The 20,326-nt window shown below is 45.1% G+C and carries 21 protein-coding genes and 1 pseudogene; 20 read left to right on the top strand and 2 right to left on the bottom strand.

The window, feature by feature from the left end:
- Positions 1-210 precede the first annotated feature (210 nt).
- The 4 genes from BLS35_RS27960 (at position 211) to BLS35_RS24795 (ending at position 5,422) form a co-directional block, all read left to right on the top strand.
- Positions 211-363, top strand: a complete 153-nt coding sequence (locus BLS35_RS27960; RefSeq protein ID WP_175459582.1) for a hypothetical protein — start codon at positions 211-213, stop codon at positions 361-363.
- A gap of 183 nt (positions 364-546) precedes the next feature.
- Positions 547-1,791 (top strand): group II intron reverse transcriptase/maturase, encoded by a 1,245-nt coding sequence (gene ltrA / locus BLS35_RS24805; RefSeq protein WP_217634945.1) that lies wholly within the window; start codon positions 547-549, stop codon positions 1,789-1,791.
- A 183-nt stretch (positions 1,792-1,974) separates the two neighbouring features.
- Positions 1,975-3,354 (top strand): TlpA disulfide reductase family protein, encoded by a 1,380-nt coding sequence (locus tag BLS35_RS24800; protein ID WP_090786452.1) that lies wholly within the window; start codon positions 1,975-1,977, stop codon positions 3,352-3,354.
- A 7-nt stretch (positions 3,355-3,361) separates the two neighbouring features.
- Positions 3,362-5,422, top strand: coding sequence for a carboxy terminal-processing peptidase (locus BLS35_RS24795; RefSeq protein WP_090786450.1), 2,061 nt, complete (start codon positions 3,362-3,364; stop codon positions 5,420-5,422).
- A gap of 439 nt (positions 5,423-5,861) precedes the next feature.
- Here the strand turns inward: BLS35_RS24795 and BLS35_RS28425 are convergent, their stop codons facing one another.
- Positions 5,862-6,059: a GNAT family N-acetyltransferase gene (locus BLS35_RS28425; protein WP_090786448.1), complete on the bottom strand. Its 198-nt coding sequence runs from the start codon at positions 6,057-6,059 to the stop codon at positions 5,862-5,864.
- A gap of 292 nt (positions 6,060-6,351) precedes the next feature.
- On the opposite strand from BLS35_RS28425, the gene BLS35_RS24785 reads away from it, so the two are divergent.
- The 9 genes and pseudogenes from BLS35_RS24785 (at position 6,352) to BLS35_RS24745 (ending at position 14,392) form a co-directional block, all read left to right on the top strand.
- A complete protein-coding gene (locus tag BLS35_RS24785) occupies positions 6,352-7,209 on the top strand; it encodes an RteC domain-containing protein (RefSeq protein WP_090786446.1) in 858 nt (285 codons plus the stop codon).
- Positions 7,210-7,439: 230 nt separating this feature from the next.
- The gene (locus BLS35_RS24780) at positions 7,440-7,934 is read left to right on the top strand and encodes a hypothetical protein (protein ID WP_132226062.1); all 495 of its coding nucleotides are present in this window, start codon (positions 7,440-7,442) and stop codon (positions 7,932-7,934) included.
- A gap of 88 nt (positions 7,935-8,022) precedes the next feature.
- Positions 8,023-8,289, top strand: coding sequence for a DUF4134 family protein (locus BLS35_RS24775; protein WP_090786442.1), 267 nt, complete (start codon positions 8,023-8,025; stop codon positions 8,287-8,289).
- A 564-nt stretch (positions 8,290-8,853) separates the two neighbouring features.
- On the top strand, positions 8,854-10,107 hold the full coding sequence (ltrA, locus tag BLS35_RS24770; protein ID WP_207909178.1) for a group II intron reverse transcriptase/maturase: 1,254 nt from the start codon (positions 8,854-8,856) through the stop codon (positions 10,105-10,107).
- A 61-nt stretch (positions 10,108-10,168) separates the two neighbouring features.
- Positions 10,169-10,285, top strand: a pseudogene (locus BLS35_RS24765) (DUF4134 family protein); the annotation flags it as partial.
- Between the two features lie 86 nt (positions 10,286-10,371).
- Positions 10,372-10,743: a DUF4133 domain-containing protein gene (locus BLS35_RS24760; protein WP_090786472.1), complete on the top strand. Its 372-nt coding sequence runs from the start codon at positions 10,372-10,374 to the stop codon at positions 10,741-10,743.
- Entirely contained in the window at positions 10,730-13,198 is a 2,469-nt protein-coding gene (locus tag BLS35_RS24755) for a TraG family conjugative transposon ATPase (RefSeq protein WP_090786438.1), read from the top strand. Before BLS35_RS24760 ends, BLS35_RS24755 begins: the two co-directional genes overlap by 14 nt.
- A gap of 54 nt (positions 13,199-13,252) precedes the next feature.
- Positions 13,253-13,627 carry a hypothetical protein gene (locus BLS35_RS24750; protein ID WP_090786436.1) on the top strand — a complete coding sequence of 125 codons (375 nt, stop codon included), beginning with the start codon at positions 13,253-13,255 and terminating at the stop codon, positions 13,625-13,627.
- 129 nt (positions 13,628-13,756) lie between these two features.
- Entirely contained in the window at positions 13,757-14,392 is a 636-nt protein-coding gene (locus tag BLS35_RS24745) for a conjugal transfer protein TraI (RefSeq protein WP_371328263.1), read from the top strand.
- Here BLS35_RS24745 and BLS35_RS24740 read toward each other — a convergent pair.
- The gene (locus BLS35_RS24740) at positions 14,389-14,757 is read right to left on the bottom strand and encodes a VOC family protein (RefSeq protein WP_090786432.1); all 369 of its coding nucleotides are present in this window, start codon (positions 14,755-14,757) and stop codon (positions 14,389-14,391) included. The genes BLS35_RS24745 and BLS35_RS24740 overlap by 4 nt on opposite strands.
- 33 nt (positions 14,758-14,790) lie before the next feature.
- Between BLS35_RS24740 and BLS35_RS24735 the strand changes: the two genes are divergently transcribed.
- The 7 genes from BLS35_RS24735 to BLS35_RS24705 are packed head-to-tail and all read left to right on the top strand — an operon-like array spanning position 14,791 to position 20,316.
- A complete protein-coding gene (locus tag BLS35_RS24735; protein WP_090786429.1) occupies positions 14,791-15,456 on the top strand; it encodes a hypothetical protein in 666 nt (221 codons plus the stop codon).
- Between the two features lie 10 nt (positions 15,457-15,466).
- On the top strand, positions 15,467-16,093 hold the full coding sequence (locus BLS35_RS24730; RefSeq protein ID WP_090786427.1) for a hypothetical protein: 627 nt from the start codon (positions 15,467-15,469) through the stop codon (positions 16,091-16,093).
- 5 nt (positions 16,094-16,098) lie between these two features.
- Positions 16,099-17,298 (top strand): conjugative transposon protein TraJ, encoded by a 1,200-nt coding sequence (gene traJ / locus BLS35_RS24725; RefSeq protein WP_090786470.1) that lies wholly within the window; start codon positions 16,099-16,101, stop codon positions 17,296-17,298.
- Positions 17,299-17,309: 11 nt separating this feature from the next.
- Complete coding sequence (gene traK, locus BLS35_RS24720; RefSeq protein ID WP_090786425.1) at positions 17,310-17,936, top strand: conjugative transposon protein TraK; 627 nt, start codon at positions 17,310-17,312, stop codon at positions 17,934-17,936.
- Positions 17,933-18,154 (top strand): hypothetical protein, encoded by a 222-nt coding sequence (locus tag BLS35_RS24715; RefSeq protein WP_090786423.1) that lies wholly within the window; start codon positions 17,933-17,935, stop codon positions 18,152-18,154. Before traK ends, BLS35_RS24715 begins: the two co-directional genes overlap by 4 nt.
- 33 nt (positions 18,155-18,187) lie before the next feature.
- A complete protein-coding gene (gene traM / locus BLS35_RS24710; protein ID WP_090786421.1) occupies positions 18,188-19,267 on the top strand; it encodes a conjugative transposon protein TraM in 1,080 nt (359 codons plus the stop codon).
- Positions 19,267-20,316 carry a hypothetical protein gene (locus tag BLS35_RS24705; RefSeq protein WP_090786419.1) on the top strand — a complete coding sequence of 350 codons (1,050 nt, stop codon included), beginning with the start codon at positions 19,267-19,269 and terminating at the stop codon, positions 20,314-20,316. The genes traM and BLS35_RS24705 overlap by 1 nt, the downstream gene beginning before the upstream one ends.
- Positions 20,317-20,326 lie beyond the last annotated feature (10 nt).

Genomic DNA, 20,326 nt, shown 5'->3' with positions numbered 1-20,326 from the left:
TATTGAGTGGCACGAATGCTAGTTGTGAAACAAGCAATGCTGCGTTAAAGATGAGGGCGGGCCCCTCGGCTCGGCATGCAGGTGCCGAAGCCAAACCACCACTAAGTTGCTGTGGTAAAGAGTCACGGTGGCGAGCGTTAGTGGAAAAGGCATCGTAAGAGGTGTCAGGTAAGTGTTAAGAAGACGAGCGAAAGCGAACCGATCGAAGAGGTGTCGAAAGGATTGGACGATGTCAGAACCGGGGATCAATATCTACCTGGGATCAATAAGGAAGTCACCTGTTTACTGGCCTTATGGCATCCGGCATATAGACGGCGTGATCTTAACACAGGCTTTAATGTGGAACGTGCGAACCTGTCGTAGCGATGTTAAGGGAAAACCTCAAGCCGGAGTGCCAGCAAGAGGGAAAGTACCGATGCGCTTCACGGGGGCGGAACTCTTCGTAGTACTGATGAGGCCTCTGTAATGGATGTGGAGGGAAGGGAGCGTATTATTCAAGTTTTAGAAAACATAGAAGGAAACTGCTTAAGGGCAGGAGGTACAGAAATGAAGAAAACAAAACCATTTACAATTGGAAAACTAGAAGTAATGAATGCTTATTTAAAGGTAAAAGCCAATAAAGGCAGCGGAGGTGTGGATCAGATGAGTTTACAAGACTTTGAGCTAGACAAAGCAAACCATCTGTATAAACTGTGGAACCAGATGAGTTCCGGCAGTTACATGCCCTGTGCGGTGAAGTTGGTAGAAATCCCAAAGAAAGGTGGCGGTAAAAGACCGCTGGGCATTCCTACGATAGTAGACCGAGTGGGTCAGACCGTAGTAAAAGACCTGCTGGAAAAGGCCATGGACAAGATCTTCCATGAAGACAGTTACGGCTACCGTCCAAACAAATCAGCCCATCAGGCACTAGAGCAAGCCCGTAAGCGCTGCTGGAAGTTTGATTGGGTGATAGACATGGACATCCGCGGTTACTTTGACAACATTCCGCATGAGTTGCTAATGAAAGCAGTGAGGAAACACACCGACATCAAATGGGTGCTGCTATACATCGAAAGATGGCTGGTTGCTCCATTACAACTGGAGGATGGAACCATAGTGGCAAGAACGAAAGGCGTTCCGCAAGGATCGGTAATCGGGCCACTACTGGCTAACCTCTACCTGCATTACGTGATGGACTTATGGCTAAGCAGGAACCATCCTGACTGCCCGTTTGAACGTTACGCAGATGATAGTGTGATCCATTGCGCAAGTAGGCCAAAGGCCGAAAGGCTATTGCAATTATTAGCAGAAAGAATGCAGGAATGTGGACTGGAAATGCATCCTGAGAAGACCAAGATCGTGTACTGCAAGGACAGTAACAGAAGGCAAAACTCACCCTACGCCGAGTTCGACTTTCTCGGCTATACATTCAGGCCGAGGCAAGCTCAACACAGCGGACGCAAGGAAACTTTCAGTAACTGGCTGCCCGCAGTAAGCAGGAAATCGAAACAATCTATGACTGAGAAGATGAAAAGCTGGACGATACTTCGGGCATCAGATGTACAGATCGAAGACATAGCGAAAGCTATCAATCCTGTTTTGAGAGGCTGGATCAATTACTACGGTAAGTTTTACCGAACAGAATTAAAGGACTTTATGACAAGAGTAAACTTAATGATTGCCCGCTGGGCACGTCGCAAGTACAAGAAGCTCCGAACGAGCTTGCTGAAAGCCATAATGTGGCTTAAAGGACTATCAGTTAGACAACCATCCTTATTCCTACACTGGGAGATCGGAGTAACACCGAGATGATGGCAACTAACAGAGAAATCCAAGTCCAACCTTCGCACGCGGGATGCTTGACACGAAGTCAATGGTTGGATAATAAGAGCCGTATGATGGGAGACCATCACGTACGGATCTATGAGAATCTCAGGCTGAAATGCCTGGGTTTACTTAACAAGCCCAATTTAAATAAACAAAAAACGATAAAAAATGAAGAGAATTATTTTAGGAATAATGTTGCTGTTTTCGGCAATAACTAATGCGCAGGAGAAATTTGCAATTAATGGTAGGTTTACTGACGGACGGTCTAAAGGCAAGGTATATCTGTCTTATTACGGTGCTTCGACCTTAATTTTGGATTCTGCTGCGGTAGTAGGAGGGGTATTTTCCTTTAATGGCTTTTTGAAGAGATTTCCTGCCATGGTAACAGTAAGTTATTCAACGACACGCTTAGGCTTTTTCGATTCAACACCGTCTAATTTTATTTTTCTGCTTGTTGACGCACCGGAAACTAGAATGGAAATTAAAGATGCAATGTCGAAAGCGGTCGTTACCGGATCAAAGACACATGAAGAATCGCTACGTTATGTAGAATTTATCAGGGTTCCTGGAAATGTGGATAGCTTGGGTGGTCCTGCGGTGAATGGTGTCATTGCATTCGGGCAATTAACAATTGGAGCCATATCTCCTGAGATGAAGAGCATGGTGACTGAAGGAACTGAAAATGGTCCTCTTTCTAAAGGTTTGAAACTTCAGGGCGCGCCTACCACTGGCGAGATTATGCCGGGATCTTCCGCAGTTCCTGCTTTGAGTAAGGAAATGGAAGAAAAGATCGCTGCAAAGCTTAAATTACAGGATGCTGCCATTAAGGAAAGAAATAATGCGGTTTTGGTAAGGCGGGCACTGCAAAAGAAATATGTGATGGCCAATCCTGATTCCCATATGAGCCTTTATGCATTGAATGAAATTGCCGGGGGGTATATGAATGTTTCAGAGGTTGAGCCGCTTTATAATGCCCTTTCTGATCGAATGAAAAACACTTATGAAGGCTTGGAGTTTGGTAAACGTTTGGAACAGGAAAAGAAGAATCCTATGCAACAAGTGGATGTAGCAACGCAAATTATGAACTCCATCAAAGAACGAAATGAGGCGAGCAAACCTGCCTTCAAAGTAGGCGATGTTTTGCCCGAATTCACTTTAAACGATCCGAATGGAAAGCCGATAAAATGGAGTGATTATCGTGGTAAATATGTATTGCTTGATTTCTGGGCCAGTTGGTGCGTGCCATGCCGCAGGGAAAATCCGAATATTCTGGCGGCCTACAATAAATATAAAAGCAAAGGATTTGAAGTTTTGGGCGTGTCATTGGAAGGGAAGGGAGATCGCGACAAGTGGTTGGCTGCAATCAAAAAAGATCAGCTCACATGGAAGCAGGTGGTGGACTATAACGCGTTCGAAGCTGAAATAGCCAAATTATTTAAAATTCAAGCCATTCCTCAAAATTACCTGGTAGATCCGAGTGGAAAAGTAATTGCCGTTGCATTAAGAGGAGAAGCAATGGAAACAAAGCTGGCTGAAATTTTTAAATAGAATATTAATGACAATCTCAAAAAAAGCGCTGCAGGTATGCAGCGCACTTTTATTCATCACCTTTTCAGGTATTGGGCAGGAGAAAAAGTTGTCGGTCGTTCCCGATCAGCGAATCCTATTGAACGTAGCGGATGTGATTCAAAAAAATCATTACAGTCCTGCCAAATTTGATGATGAGTTTTCTGCCAGGTTGTGGGAGCATTTTATTGCTCAACTTGACCCTCTTAAAACATTATTTCTGGAGACAGACAGGCAATCTTTGAAAAAGTTTCGGACTTTGCTTGACGATGAGATTCGTGGAGAACGTGAAATGGGTTTCCTACCTGCAGTATTGGTCATTTACAAACAGCGACTTTCAGATGCAAGATTAGCTTATAAAAAACTGATGGCTGTACCACTTAGTTTTAATACTATTGAATTGGTTAATGCGGATGGAGGTAATCCTGGAAATTTTTCGGCGAACCCTTCAGTATTGGCTGAAGTACGGAGAAAGCGCTTTAAGTTTCTGGTATTGCAAAAAATGGTAGCATCTCTACCGTCGGGAGAAATGGTACCCCCTGGAATTGAGCAGGAAAAAATAGCGCGTGAAAAGGTGGGCTTACGCATGGAAAAAACAATCTCAACAATGATTTCTGATGCGAATATGGAGAAACAATTTGGTGTTTATCTGAATAGTCTCACTCATCTGATGGATCCGCATACCACTTATTTGTCGGCCACTGACGCTAAAAAATTCAGAGACAAAATGAGCAATCTGACTGCGGGAATAGGCGCAGCCCTTGCTGCCGATGACGAAGGAGCGAAAGTTATGAGATTAGAAAGCTCCGGTGAGGCTGCAAAAGCTGGCGTTGCACTCTATGAAATTATCGTCCGTATGGGCGAAGGTCAGGAAGGAGAACTTAAAGAATTGGCAGGTCTTTCATCGATGGAAATCTCCAATCTGATCCGTGGTGAGAAAGGTAGTGTATTGAGGATTGAGGTTAAAAAAAATAGTGGCGAGATAAAAACATACGTGCTTACTAGAAATCAACTGGATCAAAGTGACCTTGCCGTGAAAGCAGTTGTTTTACCAAAAGGTGATAAAAGGATCGGTTATATCACTTTCCCCTTATTTTATCAGGATATGAATGTGATGGGGGCACAGGTTGCTGCGGATGTCGCTTATGCCATTGAAGCGCTTAAGGCCCAAAAGGTGGATGCTATTATTTTTGATCTACGGCGGAATGGTGGAGGTTCTCTGCAGGAAGTGGTTCGTATGGTTTCTTTATTGATCAAGGAGGGGCCTGTTGTTCAGGTAAGGGAACGGGATGGGCTACCGGTTCCCCGCAGCAGCATTGATATGATGCTGACTTTTGGAACTAAGCCATTTGTAACGCAAACCTATGACGGACCTCTGGCAGTAATGGTTGATGAATTCAGTGCTTCTGCTTCTGAGATTTTTGCCTCTGCGATTCAGGATTATCGACGTGGAATTGTGATTGGAAGTACTTCTACTCATGGTAAGGGTACTGTTCAAAGGCCGTATCCTATCGGTGACAATGCTGAAAACGGAACGTTGAATTTGACCTGGTCACAGTTTTACAGGGTCACCGGGAGCTCTACGCAACATAAAGGTGTGGTTCCCGATATTGTCCTACCAGATCAGTACGAATTTGTAAAATCACGGGAAAAAGATATGCCGACATCTTTACCATGGGACATGGTGGCTCCGGTAAGTTACGAAAAGTGGTCTGGTAAATTAGATATAGTAAGACTTCAGCAGCGTGCAAACGAACGGATAGAGAAAGACTCTGCGCTTAATCTAATCGCCAGAAATACGATTGCACTCCGTGATCAACAGACACAGAAAATCAGTTTATCCTTAGAGCCCTATCGTGCATCCCAGTTGAAGTTACAAAAGATAAACGACGATAATCTTCGTCTGGCTAAGCTTGCAGGTAGGGAACTGGTTGTGGAACCGGTATTGCCTCTTGGGCAAAACCAGCCCTGGTTAAAGAATATCCAGCAGGATATTTACATAGATCAGGCCATAAGTGTAGTACTTGATATGTTACAAAATGATAAGTAAGAACTAAAAGGTCAATAGCGCTTAAATTAAAAAAGCAATCATAAGCAAACTTATGATTGCTTTTTTAATTTCATTTCTTCTAGTAGTCTGATGAGTAAGGTATTTTTTGTCTTTTCTTACATTTTCAGGGATTCCGCTAGTTTTCGTTGTTTTTTTGTTGTTAATATTTCGAAAACGCCGTTGTTCTTCTCCATAATTTATTTAGTATAGTTTATTCTATAGTTTCTAATGTTCAGAAAAATAGTAAAAGTCACTTATAAATAAATCTTTGCCAATTTTAGCGATTTGGTGCCCTCTGTGAGTTACTCATTTTCCTATGAGTAAACATAATCCAGGGGGAATATCTCATTTTAAATTTAAGCTCGCCATTTGGATAGGTTCCGGTGCATGTACAGCCTTGAAGGGTATAGAACTGCTCTGCCGGTGTATTGGGGGATGTTTACAAGACGATTTTGTATTTGGTTTGCTGGAAATACCAGCCTAGCATTAATTTATGCAATTTCTTTCCAATTTCTTTTTCCGCAAAGTCGGGATCTACAAATAATGCCCATACGCTGTTTTCCAATAAGTCTATAATGGTGAAGCCTACAATTTGGCCGTTCACTTCACAAACCCAGCCTTTTCCTTTTTCAGTGATGTATTAAGCTACGTCTTTATCAGGATAAATTGCAGGTTAGGGATTTGGTATTTATTTGCCACTGGTTTTAAGCTGTTTTATGGTAGGCTTGCCTTTGAGATTTTGGTTTGTACGGGTAATCCCGTATAATTTATTTTACGTCTTTTCCCTTACATTTTCTTTTTTCTGTGTGGCTAGATTGTGGGCTTAAAGCTTTTTTGGCCTATGATGAAATTTTACTTTTTCCTTGCCGGGGTGATGAATTGCTGCCAGTTAACGGGTGCCGGTGAGGGGTTACTAAATCTATAACACTATGCGTAAAAACAACAATGTTAAACAGGAGTTTCGGGATCTTCGGCTGAGGCTGAAGGCGATTGCGGCTCGTGATGATTTTTCTTTATTGGGTCGGTTCAATGAGTCGATTTCGCTGATTAATGTTTTTCTCTCTTCTGTTCGTGAACGGGTGACGACGGTGGCTTTTAAGGATCAGTTGGATGAGATCTATTTTTTTAAGTTTGAGAAGCCGGAGTATTATGCGCTGAAGATTTATGAGGTTTCTTTGTATGGGATTTTGAACCAGCGTCCTGTTGGTACGGATGAAATGCTGAGGGATTATTATCTGGAGGAGCTGGCTTTTATTTCCCGGTTCTTTAAGCAGTATGCTTTTTTGTATGAGTATTACCGCTCTGGTTTTACGCAGATGGATGAACTTTTGTTTTTGCGGGAGGGGATGGCGCCGGATGTTTTGCTGCCTGAGTTTTGGGAGTTGGACCCGGAGTTTTCTACCTGCGGGGATTACCTGTTTTCTAAGTTTATTGCTTATGAGGGGCTGCGGGACTTTATTCTGGGGGAGCTTCGGGTATTGGAGGTGAGGGCAGCTTCTGCCGGAGTTGGGGTGAATGCGGATAAGAAATGGTTTGACTGGACGGGGGAGGTGATTAACCTGGTGGAATTGGGTTATGCGATTTATCTATCGAGGCAATTGGGTAAGGATAAGGCTTCGTTGACGGAGATTTTTCGCTGGCTGGAGGTGAGCTTTGGGTTGGAGATTGGGATTCCTGCGAACCGTTTCAGGGAGATCAAGCGCAGAAAAAGACTTTCACGTACACACTTTTTAGACCAGATGCGAAAAGTTTTGCTGGATTACATGGACGGTGAAGATGAGCTGTAGGGTACTTGATGGCTATTTTTTGAGTTTTTTGATTTTTATTTATCTCTAGTAGTGATAAAGGATTTTTGGGCTTTTGGAATTTTGTTGTGTTGCCTGCTGCAATGTAGCGGCGGGTTAAAAGAACAAATGATATGATGTTTCAGGAATTTACTTGGCAACAGTTTTTGGTTGCCGCTATGGTGCTCAGTGCGCTGTGGGTGCTGGGTGTCTGGCTGATTTATTGGCGGCCTTTGTCCCCGGGTGGTCTAAGCGGTGGGAAGGGGATTGGGATGCATGATGCGGAGGATGCTTTGCCACACAGCTGGCAGGATGAGGTGGATGAGTTGAGTGGGGTTAACGCTCCTGGGGCTCTCAACGCTCTCGATGATGGTTTGATGGGGAAGCCTGCGCTTGAGCATGGGGTGAGTGTGCTGGATGCGGATGAGTTCAGTTTTGCGCCCTTGGAAGAGCGTTTAGATCGTGAGGAGCATGGAGACCTTAGAAAGCTAGGGGTGCAGGGCTTGTTGGATGAGCTGGATGATGTTCAGGAAGAGATCAGGGGTATTTGCCGGATACTGGAGAAGGAGAATGGAAGTAAGGAGGTTTTCTTTTCGCTTTTTGAGGTAGTGAGGCTGAAGTATCCAAGGCTGGCTGATTCTGAGCTATTGGGCGAGATGAATGATTTTATCCGGGAACAGGTGCCGTTTTTTCTCTCGGAGCAGGAGCTGGATAGCCTTTGGGTGTAGGCTGGTTTTTTCTTTGGGTTTGCTTGCTTTCCCTGCCGAGAGTTAATGGCGGAATGATTCGCTGATCGGGGAATGTCAAACAAGATTTATGAGAAAAAATAGGATTGGTCTTTTGGGACCGGAGAAAAAGTTATTTGGCCGTTTCTGGCTGCTGGCGGTGGTGCTTTGTGTGTATAATGTGTTGAGTGCGATGGTAGTTTTTGGGCAGGATGGTGATGCAGGTATTCGGGCGGCTACGGATCAGGTTGCTGGGTATTTTGATACGGGATGTGACCTGGTTTATGCCATCGGTGCAGTAGTGGGCTTGATCGGTAGTGTTAAAGTTTTGTGTGCCATGAACGTTTTAGCTGCCTGAATAACAGCTAAAACGGTGCTTTGTAAATGATGAGGGTGGGCCCCTCGAAACCGCCTTGCAGGGGGAGGTTTCAAACCAGCGTATGCGGCTTGGGTTAACAGCCCTGGTCGTGAGCGATACGTGAAAAGTCGGTCAGAAGGCCGGCAGGTGACTATGCAAAAGATGAACGAAAGTGAACCATCGATGAGGTATCGAAACACGTTAGATGATGTCAAAACCGAACTCCAAGACTTGGTTCGGGATAAGCCAGAGGGAAACCTGATTTACTGCTTTGGCGGCATCCGATATAGAGATGGCATGAGTTGCATGGAGGCTTTTACAAGGAACTTGGGAACCTGTTCTGGAATGTTAAGGGAGAAATTCAAGTAGAGAACCTGTTAGAATGAGAGTACCGATGTCCAGATGCAGGGACAGACCAGTCTGTAGTAGTGTTGAAACCTCTGTAATGGAGGTGGAGCGAAGGGACTGGCTTATTCAGCGAATTTAATTTAGACAACTAATGAAGAATTAGGAGGATTTGAAATGAAAGACGCAAAGTCGTTTGAAATTAGTAAACAGCTTGTTATGGAAGCATTTAAGAAGGTTAAAGCGAATCAGGGAACATCCGGTGTGGATGATGTATCGATTATGGATTTTGAGCAGAAGCTCAGGAACAATCTGTACAAAATCTGGAACCGCATGAGTTCTGGTAGTTATCTTCCACCGCCAGTTAAATTGGTAGAAATACCAAAATCCGATGGTGGAAAACGACCTCTTGGCATTCCTACAGTTGCAGACCGTGTGGCACAGATGGTCGTCGTGATGACGATAAATCCAATGATTGCGCCACACTTTCATGAGGACTCTTTTGCTTATCAGGAGAAGAAATCAGCGTTGGACGCTGTGGCCAAAGCCAAGGAGAGGTGTTACCTGCTCCACTGGGTTGTCGATTTAGACATCAAGGGCTTCTTCGATAACATAGATCATGAACTGCTAATCAAAGCCATGGAAAAGCACATTAAGTGTCCGTGGTCGATGATGTACATTAAAAGATGGCTCAAAGTGCCTTATCAGTTAGAAGATGGCACTTTGGTAGAACGGACTAAAGGAGTACCACAAGGGTCAGTAATTGGCCCGGTGCTTTCAAATCTGTTTCTACATTATGCATTTGACGAGTGGATAAAACGGGCACAACCTGATATTCCGTTTGAACGCTATGCGGATGACATCATTGTACATTGTGTTAGTGAAAAGCAGGCCAGGTTCTTAAAGAGAATCATCAAAGGAAGGTTGGCAGACTGTAAGCTGGAACTTAGCGAGGCTAAGACTAAAATTGTTTACTGCAAGAAGAATCACAGAGAGATTGATTTTGAATGTATCTCATTTGATTTTCTTGGTTACACTTTTAAACCCCGTAAGGCATTAGACCTGCATGGGGAGATGTTTCTAAACTTTTCACCTGCTATCAGTAAGAGAGCAAGGACAAAGATTTGGAGCGTTGTTAGAAAGTGGAATCATGGAATTTGGGTACAGATGACACTCGAAGAGATTGCTTCCCACATCAATCCCATCATTCAGGGATGGATCAACTATTATGGCAAATTCAATGCTAAAGAATTGAAGAATGTTCTAATGAGGGTAAACATGAAGCTGGCACGCTGGGTTCGGAATAAGTTCAAAGGGTTTAGAAAATTCAAGGTACAGTCGATACACAGACTGGGGGACATCGCATTGACGAAACCCGATTTGTTTGCGCACTGGGCTTGGGGAGTTAGACCCACTGCAAGTTTGCGAAATCGCAATAAACTGGCAATTGACCGAATAAGAAGAGCCGTATGAGAGGAGACTTTCACGTACGGTTCTGTGAGAGGTTTGTGGTGCGATTCCACTTACCTACTCGATCAATAAGTGGAACAGTGGGGAGCCTGATACCAATAAGGTGGCAGCAGCTTGGTTTGGCAGCTGTATTTTCCTGGTGATTGTGGCTACGGTACTGAAGTCTTTCTTCGGGGTTTAGGATTAAAAATTGGTTAAGGCGGGCGGGATGCAAAGCTGGATAAGATTGCACCGCATCTTGTCCGCCTGGCTTTAAATGAAATGATGATGAGTTCAATATATCAAATCAATAAGGGGATTAATAAACCCATAGAGTTTAATGGTTTGCATGGTCAGTACATTGCTTATCTGGCTGCCGGGCTGGTATTACTGCTGATCTCTTTCGCTGCGTTGTATATTTTAGGGGCGTCGTTGGTATTGGTGCTGCCGCTGATTTTAGGATTGGGTGCTGGACTTTTCTTTGCGGTAACTGGCCTTTCCAAACGTTTCGGGGTACATGGCTTGAGTAAATTTATGGCTAAGCGGGGCTTGCCCGGATATGTGAAGTTTTCTTCCAGGAGGGTGTTTACGGGTTTGAAGCAGGGAGGGCGTTTTAATCAGGGCTCAGGCCGGAAAGGAGCAGGGTATGATCGAGATTGAAAAAATACTTCCGGTCTGGAAAGTAGAGCGGGATGCAATGATCTCCATGAATGGGGATATGACCATTGCCTATGAGCTGCGTTTACCGGAGATTGGTACGCAGTCTGAAAAGGAATTTGACGCTGCTCACCAGGCTTTCGTTAAAGCGTTGCGTGTGCTGCCCCCCGGAACGGTGTTTCATAAAGCAGACTGGTTTATTCGTTCCAAAGTTGGTAGTGGTGCTGTGGGTGATGGTTCAGGGAACGTGCTGAATGTTGCATCAGACCGCTTTTTTAAGGGTCGGGAGTACCTGGATCACCAGTGTTTTATCTTTTTAACGCAGAAACCTGCGGGCAGGAAGTTGTCTTCTTCGGCTTATTCTAATATCCTTCGTAAGTCTATTGCGCCTGTGGGCGCTGCTGATGAAAAGCTTTTTGCGAAGTTTTTATCTGCCGCGGGACAGTTCGAGCGTATTCTTTTAGATGGTGGTGCTGCCAGTCTGCGTAGACTTCGGGACGATGAACTTGCGGGGACAGCGAATAAGCCGGGAATTATCGAGCGGTATTTGTTTTTGCTTTCTAGGGATCAGCATTCGGTGATCCGTGATGTGCATTTAAAGGATGAGATCAGGGTTGGGGATAAGCGGGTGGAATTGTATACGCTGGCGGATGCTTTGGATTTGCCTTCGGTATGTGGTTCCAGGATCAATTACGAGAAGTATTCTACGGACCGGACGAAGTTTAGTATTGGTTTTGCTTCACCTTTGGGACAGCTTTTGGATTGCGATCACATTTACAACCAGTTTATTTTTATTGGTGATGCGGCTAAGACGATCAAGCGGCTGGAGGCTAAAAAGCTGCGTTTGCAATCGCTGTCGGCTTATTCGCGTGAAAATGCGGTGTCGCGTGATGCCTGTAATGACTTTTTAAATGAGGCGGTGGCGCAGCAGCGAATGCCGGTAAAGGCGCATTTCAATGTGATGGCCTGGTCGGATGATGCTTTGGAGCATGCAGAACTGAAAAATAAGGTAGGCTCTGCTATGGCGCAGCTGGATGCGGTTTGTAAACAGGAGACGGACGGTGCTGCGCAAATCTGGTATGCAGCAATGCCGGGAAATGAGGCGGATTTTCCGATGAATGATTGCTTTGATACGTTTGCGGAGCAGGCTGCCTGTTTTTTAAATGTGGAGGGTGGGGCAAGGTCTGATGCTATGGGTTTGCGCCTTGGGGATCGGCTTTACGGGAGGCCGCTAAATCTGGATTTGTTTAATGCGCCGATGAAATCAGGACTGATTACCAATCGCAATCTGTTCATCTGCGGCTCATCGGGTGCGGGAAAGAGCCTGGCGATGAATGGACTTTTGCGTTCGCTTTATGATCAGGGGACGCATTGCGTGACCATTGACATTGGCGGCAGCTATGCGGGATTGTGTGAAGCGGTCGGCGGTTATTATTTTACTTATACCGAGGAGAACCCGATTAGGTTTAATCCTTTTTACATCGGTAGGGACGATGTCCTGGATATTGAAAAGAAGGAGAGCCTGAAAACTTTGCTGATTGCGCTCTGGAAGAAGGAAGGAGACAGTTTTAAGCGTTCGGAGTATGTAGCGATTTCTGCTGCCATTACGCTTTATTATGAGCATCTGGCAGCTCATCCCGAGATTTTCCAATGTTTTGATTCCTTTTATGATTTCCTGATGCAGGAGTATATGCAGGTGTTGGAAGACGGGAAGGTGAAGGAGAAGGACTTTGATCTGGGCTCGTTTATGTATGTGCTGAACCCTTATTATAAAGGCGGGGAATTTGATTACCTGCTGAACGCTACCGAGAACCTGGACCTGCTGAATGAACGCTTTATCGTCTTTGAGCTGGACAATTTGAAGTCGCATGAGATTTTGTTTCCGGTGGTTACGATCATCATTATGGAAATGTTCATTTCCAAGATGCGCAAGTTGAAAGGGCAGCGGAAAATCCTGGCGATTGATGAGGCTTGGGTAGCGATTGCTAAGGCGGGCATGAGTGGGTTTATTAAATATTTATATAAGACGGTTAGAAAATTTAATGGCATTGCAGCCCTGATCACTCAGGAGGTAGATGATCTGATTTCTTCGCCCATTATCCGTGAATCGGTGATCAATCTTTCTGATACCAAAATCCTGCTGGATATGCGAAAATTCATGAACAAGTTCGATAAGATCCAGGAGGTGCTTGGCTTGTCGGATAAAGCCAAAACCTTGCTCTTATCCTTGAACAAAGCCAATGAAGAAGGGCGGCAATACCGTGAAGTGTTTATTGATCAGGGCGGACAGCGCATGAATGTCTACCGCAACGAGATTAGTTTGGAAGAATATCTGGTCTATACTACTGAGGAAACCGAGAAAATGAAAGTTCAGGAATATGCGGCGAGATTCGGCGGTATACTGAAAGGTGTTTGCGTATTGGCTGCGGAGATCAGAGAAGGAAGGACACTTTTATAATACTGGAAATTAAGTAATCAATGAACCAATTAATTAACCTTTAAATACTATCCTATGAAAACTTTGAAAAATCTGCTGGTATTATTATTTACAGCTTTGCTGTTTGGTGCGGGATGTTCAAACTCCGCAATTAATCTGAACGGAACTTACGTGAATCATGCAGCCAGTGAATTCAGCATCGCTGATGACACGCTGGTCGTTGAACATACGGGGGGACTAGATTATCTGATCCACCGCCGGACAGGGTACCAGTTGTTGGATGATGCTGGCAGGCCTGGAAAACGGATACTGGAAAAGGAAGAATGGCAGGCGGTTTATGATGAAGGATCGGGTACAATGACCGAGAACAGCAAAAGCAGGGTGATTTCATTTGAGGTGGATAAAGGAGAATTAAAGCTGGAGAACAGTCGTTTCCAGCGAATCAATTAACAGAATTTAAGATGAGACCTGCGAAGCAAGCTTCATGACCAAAATTCAATTATTAAAAACATGAAACATATTATTAAATGTATGAGAACCTATATGGTTGTCCTGCCTTTTAGTGCCATGACGTTGCTGGTGGCTTTGCCCACGGGAGCAACGGCGCAGGTCGCTTTTATTGAGGTGATCAAGGCAGGCGTAAAGAAAGTGATTAAGGCGGTTGACCTGAAGGTGCAGCGCCTGCAGAATGAAACGATCTGGCTGCAAAATGCGCAGAAGGTGATTGAAAACCAGTTATCGAAGTTTAAACTGACGGAGATTGCAGACTGGACGGATCGGCAGCGGGTCTTGTATGCGGATTATTACCAGAAACTCTGGGAGGTCAAATCCCTGATCGCTACTTATCAGCGGATTAAGGATCTGGCACAGACCCAGGCCGCTATTGTCAAGGAATACCAGTGGGCGATCGGGCTTTTCCATAAGGATAAGCACTTCTCTGTGGATGAGCTGCTGCATATGGAAGAGGTTTACCGGGGGATATTGGAGGCGAGCGTGAAGAACCTGGACCAGGTGTTTATGGTGATCAATTCCTTTAAAACCCAGATGAGTGATGCGGCAAGGATGGAGCTTATTGATGCCTCGGCTAAGGCGATGGACCAGAATTATTCGGATCTCAGGGCTTTCAATAACCAGAACATTACGCTATCTATCCAGCGCTCGGGTTCAAAATTTGAGGTTGAAAACTTAAGGCGAATGTATGAACTGAAGGATTAAAGCAGGATTGGTGCGATGGCTTGTCCAAATACCAAGGTATTCCCGTCAGGGTCATCTACTGCGAAATCCCGCATACCGTAAACGCGGTCTTCAAGGGTAACCGATATGATGGCTCCGTTTTCGCTCAGCCGCTGATAATAATCGTCTACGTGATCTATATCTATGCAGAGATGGGCACTTCCTGTCGGTTTTTTTCGGCCGGGATTTCCCGAACCGCTGATGTGAATAAAGACTTCGTCGATAAACAGTCCTGCATATTCCCCGAACTCGAAATCAAAAGTGAAGCCCAGGATCTTGGTGTAATAATCAAGTGAACGATGAAAATCGCTGACGTGGATCACGGTGGCCGAGCTGAATGCTTTCATGGGTCTTGGTTTTAATCAATTAATTACAAAAGAATGTTTAAATATAAAATTATAAAAATTAAAGCACGCTGCCTGCTGGTTGTAGTGCTAGTGTTTAGTGTTTTTCCGCTTTCTTTATCGGCCCAGACCTGGTCGGAATGGTTTAAGCAGAAGAAGACACAAAAGCGTTACCTGCTGGAACAGATCGCTGCACTGAAAGTGTATGCTGGTTACCTGAAAAAGGGTTATGAGATCGTGGATGGCGGACTTTCTACTGTCCGGGATATCACAAAAGGAGAGTTTAGTTTGCACAATGCTTTTATCAGTTCGCTGAAACAAGTGAGCCCTGTTATTCGGAATGACGCTCGTGTGGCGGAGATCATTGCTTTGCAGATCGGTATTCTGGCTGGTTTCGGAGATGTAAAGGGCAGCGAGTATTTATCGGCAGAAGACCAGGCTTATATCCGCCTGGTACAAGGGGCAGTCACATTGGACTGCTTTAATGACCTGGAAGAATTGCTGCTAGTGGTGACCTCTGGCAGGCTGGAAATGAAGGATGATGAGCGGTTTAAACGTTTAGACGTGGTGTATGAAAATATGCTGGATAAGTTTTCGTTCGTACAGGATTTCTGCGGGAATGTGGCTGGTTTGATCCGGCAAAGGCGAGTGGGAGGTCAGGAGATCGGGGATATGTTAAGAATGTTTCAGTTTAGGGAGTAAGGAGGATTTAATGAAAAGAGTAGTGTTAATGTTATTGCTTTTTCGGGGTTGTATGAACATGGGGTATGCCCAGAGCCAGGAAGCGCAGCAGTTGCTGCTGAATGTAGAAAAACTTAGCCAATTGAAAAATATCCTTTCTGATATGAAGCGAGGATATGAGGTGGTGTCAAAGGGTTATAATACGGTGAAGAATATCGCCGAGGGGAATTTTTCCCTCCACGAGGTGTTTATCGACGGGTTAATGCTGGTGAGTCCCGAGCTGCGTAAATACCGTAAGGTAGCAGACATTGTTTCCATGCAGGCTGACTTGGTCACGGAGTATAAAGGGGCGTTTAAACGATTTGGTTCCAGTGGAAATTTTTCAGTCTCGGAACTGGAGTACCTGGGGAAGGTTTATGGTCAATTGCTTGGTCAGAGCCTGGACAATTTGGATCAGCTGGTGATGGTGATTACTGCGGGAAAGCTAAGGATGAGTGATGAGGAACGTTTGCGCTTGATTGACAGGGTGTTCGATGAACTGGAGGGTAAGTTGGTATTTCTGCGTGGGTTTAACAGGGAAACCAGTTTACTGAATTTGCAGCGGGAAAAAGAGAAAAGGGAGGTTTCGGTACCGAAGCGATTGTATAACCTGAATTAATGTATATGATGAGATTTTTTAAAAGCAGGATCAGGGCGGTCTGGGCTTTGCTGGCTGTGGTTTGTTGTATGTGGCCGGGTCAGGTTTGGGCACAGAGTGGAGGCGGTATTGCAGGATCGATAAATGGGATGCAGGGGGTATTGGATGGGGTGTATAACGATATGATCCCGCTATGTGGCAAGCTGATTGGTGTAGCCCGTGGCTTGGCTGGCTTTGGGGCTTTGTGGTATATCGCTTCCAGGGTCTGGCGGCATATTGCCAATGCCGAAGCTGTGGATTTTTATCCCTTGTTGAGGCCCTTTGGTTTGGGGATGGCAATTATGTTGTTTCCGCTGGTGATTGCGGTGATGAACGGGGTATTGCAGCCGGTTGTGTCGGCAACTTCCGCGATGGTTAAGGACAGTAATGTCACCATTGCCGCGCTGTTGAAACAGAAGGAGGCAGCAGTTAAGGGGAGTGAACACTGGCAGATGTATGTTGGGGAGAGCGGGCGTGGGAACAGTGATCTTTGGTATAAGTATGCACATCCTAAAGACCCCAACAGGAAAGAGGAGGGTATTTTTGAAGGGATTGGTAATGACATGAAGTTCTGGATGGATAAACAGTCCTATAATTTCCGCAACAGTATTAAAGCCTGGATGAGCGAGGTCTTGCAGGTCTTGTTTGCTGCGGCTGCACTTTGTATCAACACAATCCGGACTTTTTATTTGATTGTATTGGCTATACTGGGACCACTGGTCTTTGGTTTTGCGGTCTTTGATGGCTTCCAGCATACGCTGACGGTATGGATTGCCCGGTATGTGAATGTGTTTTTGTGGCTGCCGGTAGCCAATATTTTCTCTAAGATATTAGGAACGATTCAGGAAAAGATGCTGCTGATTGATATTGCACAGATCGGTAAAGAAGGCGATACTTTCTTTAGCCAGACGGATTTTGCGTACCTCATATTTATGTGCATTGGAATCGTAGGTTATTTTACGGTACCAAATGTGGCCAATTACATTGTCCATGCGGGCGGTGGTAATGCTTTGGTTTCCAAGGTAAATTCACTGGTTACAGGTGGAATGAATAAAACTGTTGGTGCGGCACAAGGTGCATCAGGAATGGTCGTAGACCGTTTCGATAATGCAAGGTCAAATCTTTCTCAGGGAATGGCAGAGGTAGCTGGCAATGATTATTTCAAGGACAAGGTTTCAGGAAAGTAAAGAAGAAGGATATGTTTAAACAATTAAAAAATATAGACAGTGCTTTTCAGCACATTAAAAAATTCAGTATTGCTTTCCTGATCGGGAATGTGCTGGTGGTGTGTTTCGGCATTTATAAGTTCTGCGAGGTCATTTACCGGGAACGCCAGACCATACATATATTATATAATGGAAAGGTGCTGGAAGCTTTTGCCTCAGATAAGAAAAGCAACCTGGGGGTAGAGCTGCGTGACCACATTAAAACTTTTCACCAGTACTTTTTTAACCTGAATCCTGATGACAAGGCCATCCGGGCTACAGTGACTAAGGCTTTATACCTGGCCGATCAGAGCGCGAAAAAGGAGTATGATAATTTGCGGGAATCCGGTTATTACAACAACCTGATCTCGGCGAATATCTCCCAGGAGATAGAGGTGGACAGCATTAAACTGGACCTGAACCAACTGCCCTATGTCTTTACCTGTTATGCCACGCAAAAGCTGGTCAGGTCAAGTAGTACGGTAATGCGTAAACTGGTGACGCAAGGAACTGTGCGTGAGTTGAAGGAACAGACGGACAACAATCCGCATGGCTTTCTGATCCAGAGATGGGAGACCCTGGTCAATACGGATATTGCAGCTAAAGCGGAGGGGAGATGAGGCTATTTAAGGGGAAGAAAGTACCGCTTAATGCAGCACAGCAGGCAGTAGCGGAAAGGATTGCCGATAAGATCGTCAGCAGGCAGAAGAGTTTAGCGGATTATCTGAATACTAAAACGCAGAGGATTTCGGGCAGGTCATGGCTTTGGCTACTGATCGGGTTTTGCCTTGTATTTGGATGCTATTGCCTGAAATTGGTCTTAGCAGCATGGATGTGAATCAATAAATTTTTAAAACATAAAAGAATTAAGATGAGTAAACAGAGAACGAGAGTAGAAAAGCGTAAGCTATTCCTATGCTTGCCTTTACTGGCGCTGCCTTTCTTAGCCCTGGGCTTTTATGCCCTTGGGGGCGGAAAAGGGTTGGTGGAGGAAAAAGATGCGGTGGCTAAAGGCATCAATATGGATTTGCCAGATGCGCAGTTTAAAAAGAATGAACCCAGCGATAAGCTGGGGATTTACAGGCTGACCGAAAGTGATACCGGGGAAACAGGAGCGCGTGATGGGATTGAGGCGGTAGCCGGACGTTTGGGTTTTACAGCTGTTGAAGACCCGCAAACCAGGCAGATTAATGAGAAACTGGCGGCCATTAACCGGGAGATCAACCAGCCTGTTACTGTACAAAAAAGTTACGAGGGGTTGTTTAAACAGAGTGGAGGGCAGCAGAGGGAAGAGCATTTATCTAAGGATGTTTCCCGCCTGGAAAGCCTGATGAAAACGATGCAATCACCCTCGGGCGGTGATGACCCAGAAATGGCGCAGCTGAATTCACTGATGGATAAGATCATTGCGGTGCAGAACCCGGAGTTGGCCAGGCAAAAGCAGCTGGGCAGTAAGACTGCCGTTGTTCCGGACAGTTTATTTAAGGCGATACCCGCTGAGATTGCTATAAAACAAAAGGCAGTTCAGGGTTCAGTGGTGGAATTGCGCTTATTGGATACGCTGGTGGTTAAAGGACAGCTGATCCCTAAGGGGCACTTAATCTTTGGGCTCGCTGAATTCAGTAACCAGCGGCTGAACCTGGTGATCCGCAATATCCGTGTGGGAAACCAGATTATCCCAGTGAACCTGACGGTGTTCGATAAAAAAGATGCGATGGTCGGGATCAATGCTCCTGAAGCAGTTTTAACGGATGCGGTGAATTCCGGGAGCAGTGATGCAATCGGTGGTTTTGGTATCGGGGCTTTTGACCAGAATTTAGGCGTACAGGTAGCAGGTGCAGGGATTGAAGCGGCTAAGAATATGCTGACCAAGAGACTGAAGAGGGTAAAGCAGCCTTTAAAAGCGGGTTATCCTTTGCTGCTTAGGGACAACACCAAAAAGGTTAAGTGATGGATGGGACAATTAACCGGGCGATCGGACTTTGGGAAAGCTGGCACCGGAAACAGGAAATGCTGGAATCTGTATTTGGAAGTGGTATAGCCGCTGAACTGAATAAGGAAAAGTTTGAGTTTTTATCAGCTGGGGTGGCAAGGATCAGTCCGAGTGCCAGCCCGGATGAAAAGCTAGTACTGGCGATGCTGAAAAAGACTACCGCCAGGCTGGAAAAACAGATTTACCCGAATCCTGTATTGCGGGTATTGCGCAGGTTGAAATCGCTGGTTTACGATAGGCCTGTTCAGACGGCTAGGTTAAGGCAGTTGAAGGCGGATAATATTGTTTCGCTTTCTTCTGAGCTGGGTAGTATCGGGGTAAATCCGGAACGGTTGAATTTAGAGAAAAGGCTAGATTTTGAAAATCCGAGACTGGATATTGCTGTGGTCTCTGCTTATGGTGCTGACCACAATTTCCAGATGAAGCTACACATGGAAAAAAATGATTCAGAGGCCTATCAGCTGAATGGTTATACGGCTATGCTGAAAGATCCGGTTAATCCTGAAAAGTCCCGGTCTTATACTTTTGACGCGGCAGGCGGTATCAATGCCAGGGAGGCTGCTAAGCTTTTGCAAGGCAGATCAGTTTTAAAGCATTACCAGATCGGGGAGAACCGCATGGGTAGTAAATGGTTGCAGCTGGATTTTAAGAATTTAGACATTGATGGAAAACCGGTTTTAAAAGAAATGGGGGCTGATTATGAGTTTAACATTAGTCAACAGGTGGCTAAGATCGCTTCGGCACTTGAGAAATGGGAACTGACTTCAGCAAGGGTGTTGGATGGGCTGGAAAAAGGCAATCAGATCTTGCTGAAAGGGGTAGGCGGGGAGACTACGTTTCTTGAAGCCAATGCCATTGATAAACAGGTGGTTTTAAGAAATGAACAAGGCAAGTCTGTTGCTGTGGAATCTCTGGTATCAGCTAAGAAGACCCAGATGGAAAAGCCTAAGTCGCTTAAACTGACTAAATCCCGTAAAAAGGAGCAAAGCCAGTCTTTAGTGGTGTAGCTGAACCGAG

The organism is Pedobacter sp. ok626 (assembly GCF_900100435.1).
In the GTDB taxonomy this organism is placed as follows: domain Bacteria; phylum Bacteroidota; class Bacteroidia; order Sphingobacteriales; family Sphingobacteriaceae; genus Pedobacter.
The sequence above is the reverse complement of the archived record's forward strand: the minus strand, read 5'-3'. Positions and strand labels throughout refer to the sequence as shown.

What these genes read in the sequence shown, in the direction of transcription:
- BLS35_RS24730 (WP_090786427.1), top strand. Translation starts at nt 15,467, where the DNA reads ATGAAAAGAGTAGTGTTAATGTTATTGCTTTTTCGGGGTTGTATGAAC.
- traJ (WP_090786470.1), top strand. Translation starts at nt 16,099, where the DNA reads ATGATGAGATTTTTTAAAAGCAGGATCAGGGCGGTCTGGGCTTTGCTG.
- BLS35_RS24760 (WP_090786472.1), top strand. Translation starts at nt 10,372, where the DNA reads ATGAGTTCAATATATCAAATCAATAAGGGGATTAATAAACCCATAGAG.
- BLS35_RS24750 (WP_090786436.1), top strand. Translation starts at nt 13,253, where the DNA reads ATGAAAACTTTGAAAAATCTGCTGGTATTATTATTTACAGCTTTGCTG.
- BLS35_RS24740 (WP_090786432.1), bottom strand. Translation starts at nt 14,757, where the DNA reads ATGAAAGCATTCAGCTCGGCCACCGTGATCCACGTCAGCGATTTTCAT.
- traM (WP_090786421.1), top strand. Translation starts at nt 18,188, where the DNA reads ATGAGTAAACAGAGAACGAGAGTAGAAAAGCGTAAGCTATTCCTATGC.
- BLS35_RS24715 (WP_090786423.1), top strand. Translation starts at nt 17,933, where the DNA reads ATGAGGCTATTTAAGGGGAAGAAAGTACCGCTTAATGCAGCACAGCAG.
- BLS35_RS24705 (WP_090786419.1), top strand. Translation starts at nt 19,267, where the DNA reads ATGGATGGGACAATTAACCGGGCGATCGGACTTTGGGAAAGCTGGCAC.
- BLS35_RS24755 (WP_090786438.1), top strand. Translation starts at nt 10,730, where the DNA reads ATGATCGAGATTGAAAAAATACTTCCGGTCTGGAAAGTAGAGCGGGAT.
- BLS35_RS24785 (WP_090786446.1), top strand. Translation starts at nt 6,352, where the DNA reads ATGCGTAAAAACAACAATGTTAAACAGGAGTTTCGGGATCTTCGGCTG.
- BLS35_RS24735 (WP_090786429.1), top strand. Translation starts at nt 14,791, where the DNA reads ATGTTTAAATATAAAATTATAAAAATTAAAGCACGCTGCCTGCTGGTT.
- BLS35_RS24795 (WP_090786450.1), top strand. Translation starts at nt 3,362, where the DNA reads ATGACAATCTCAAAAAAAGCGCTGCAGGTATGCAGCGCACTTTTATTC.
- ltrA (WP_207909178.1), top strand. Translation starts at nt 8,854, where the DNA reads ATGGAAGCATTTAAGAAGGTTAAAGCGAATCAGGGAACATCCGGTGTG.
- BLS35_RS24775 (WP_090786442.1), top strand. Translation starts at nt 8,023, where the DNA reads ATGAGAAAAAATAGGATTGGTCTTTTGGGACCGGAGAAAAAGTTATTT.
- BLS35_RS24800 (WP_090786452.1), top strand. Translation starts at nt 1,975, where the DNA reads ATGAAGAGAATTATTTTAGGAATAATGTTGCTGTTTTCGGCAATAACT.
- traK (WP_090786425.1), top strand. Translation starts at nt 17,310, where the DNA reads ATGTTTAAACAATTAAAAAATATAGACAGTGCTTTTCAGCACATTAAA.
- ltrA (WP_217634945.1), top strand. Translation starts at nt 547, where the DNA reads ATGAAGAAAACAAAACCATTTACAATTGGAAAACTAGAAGTAATGAAT.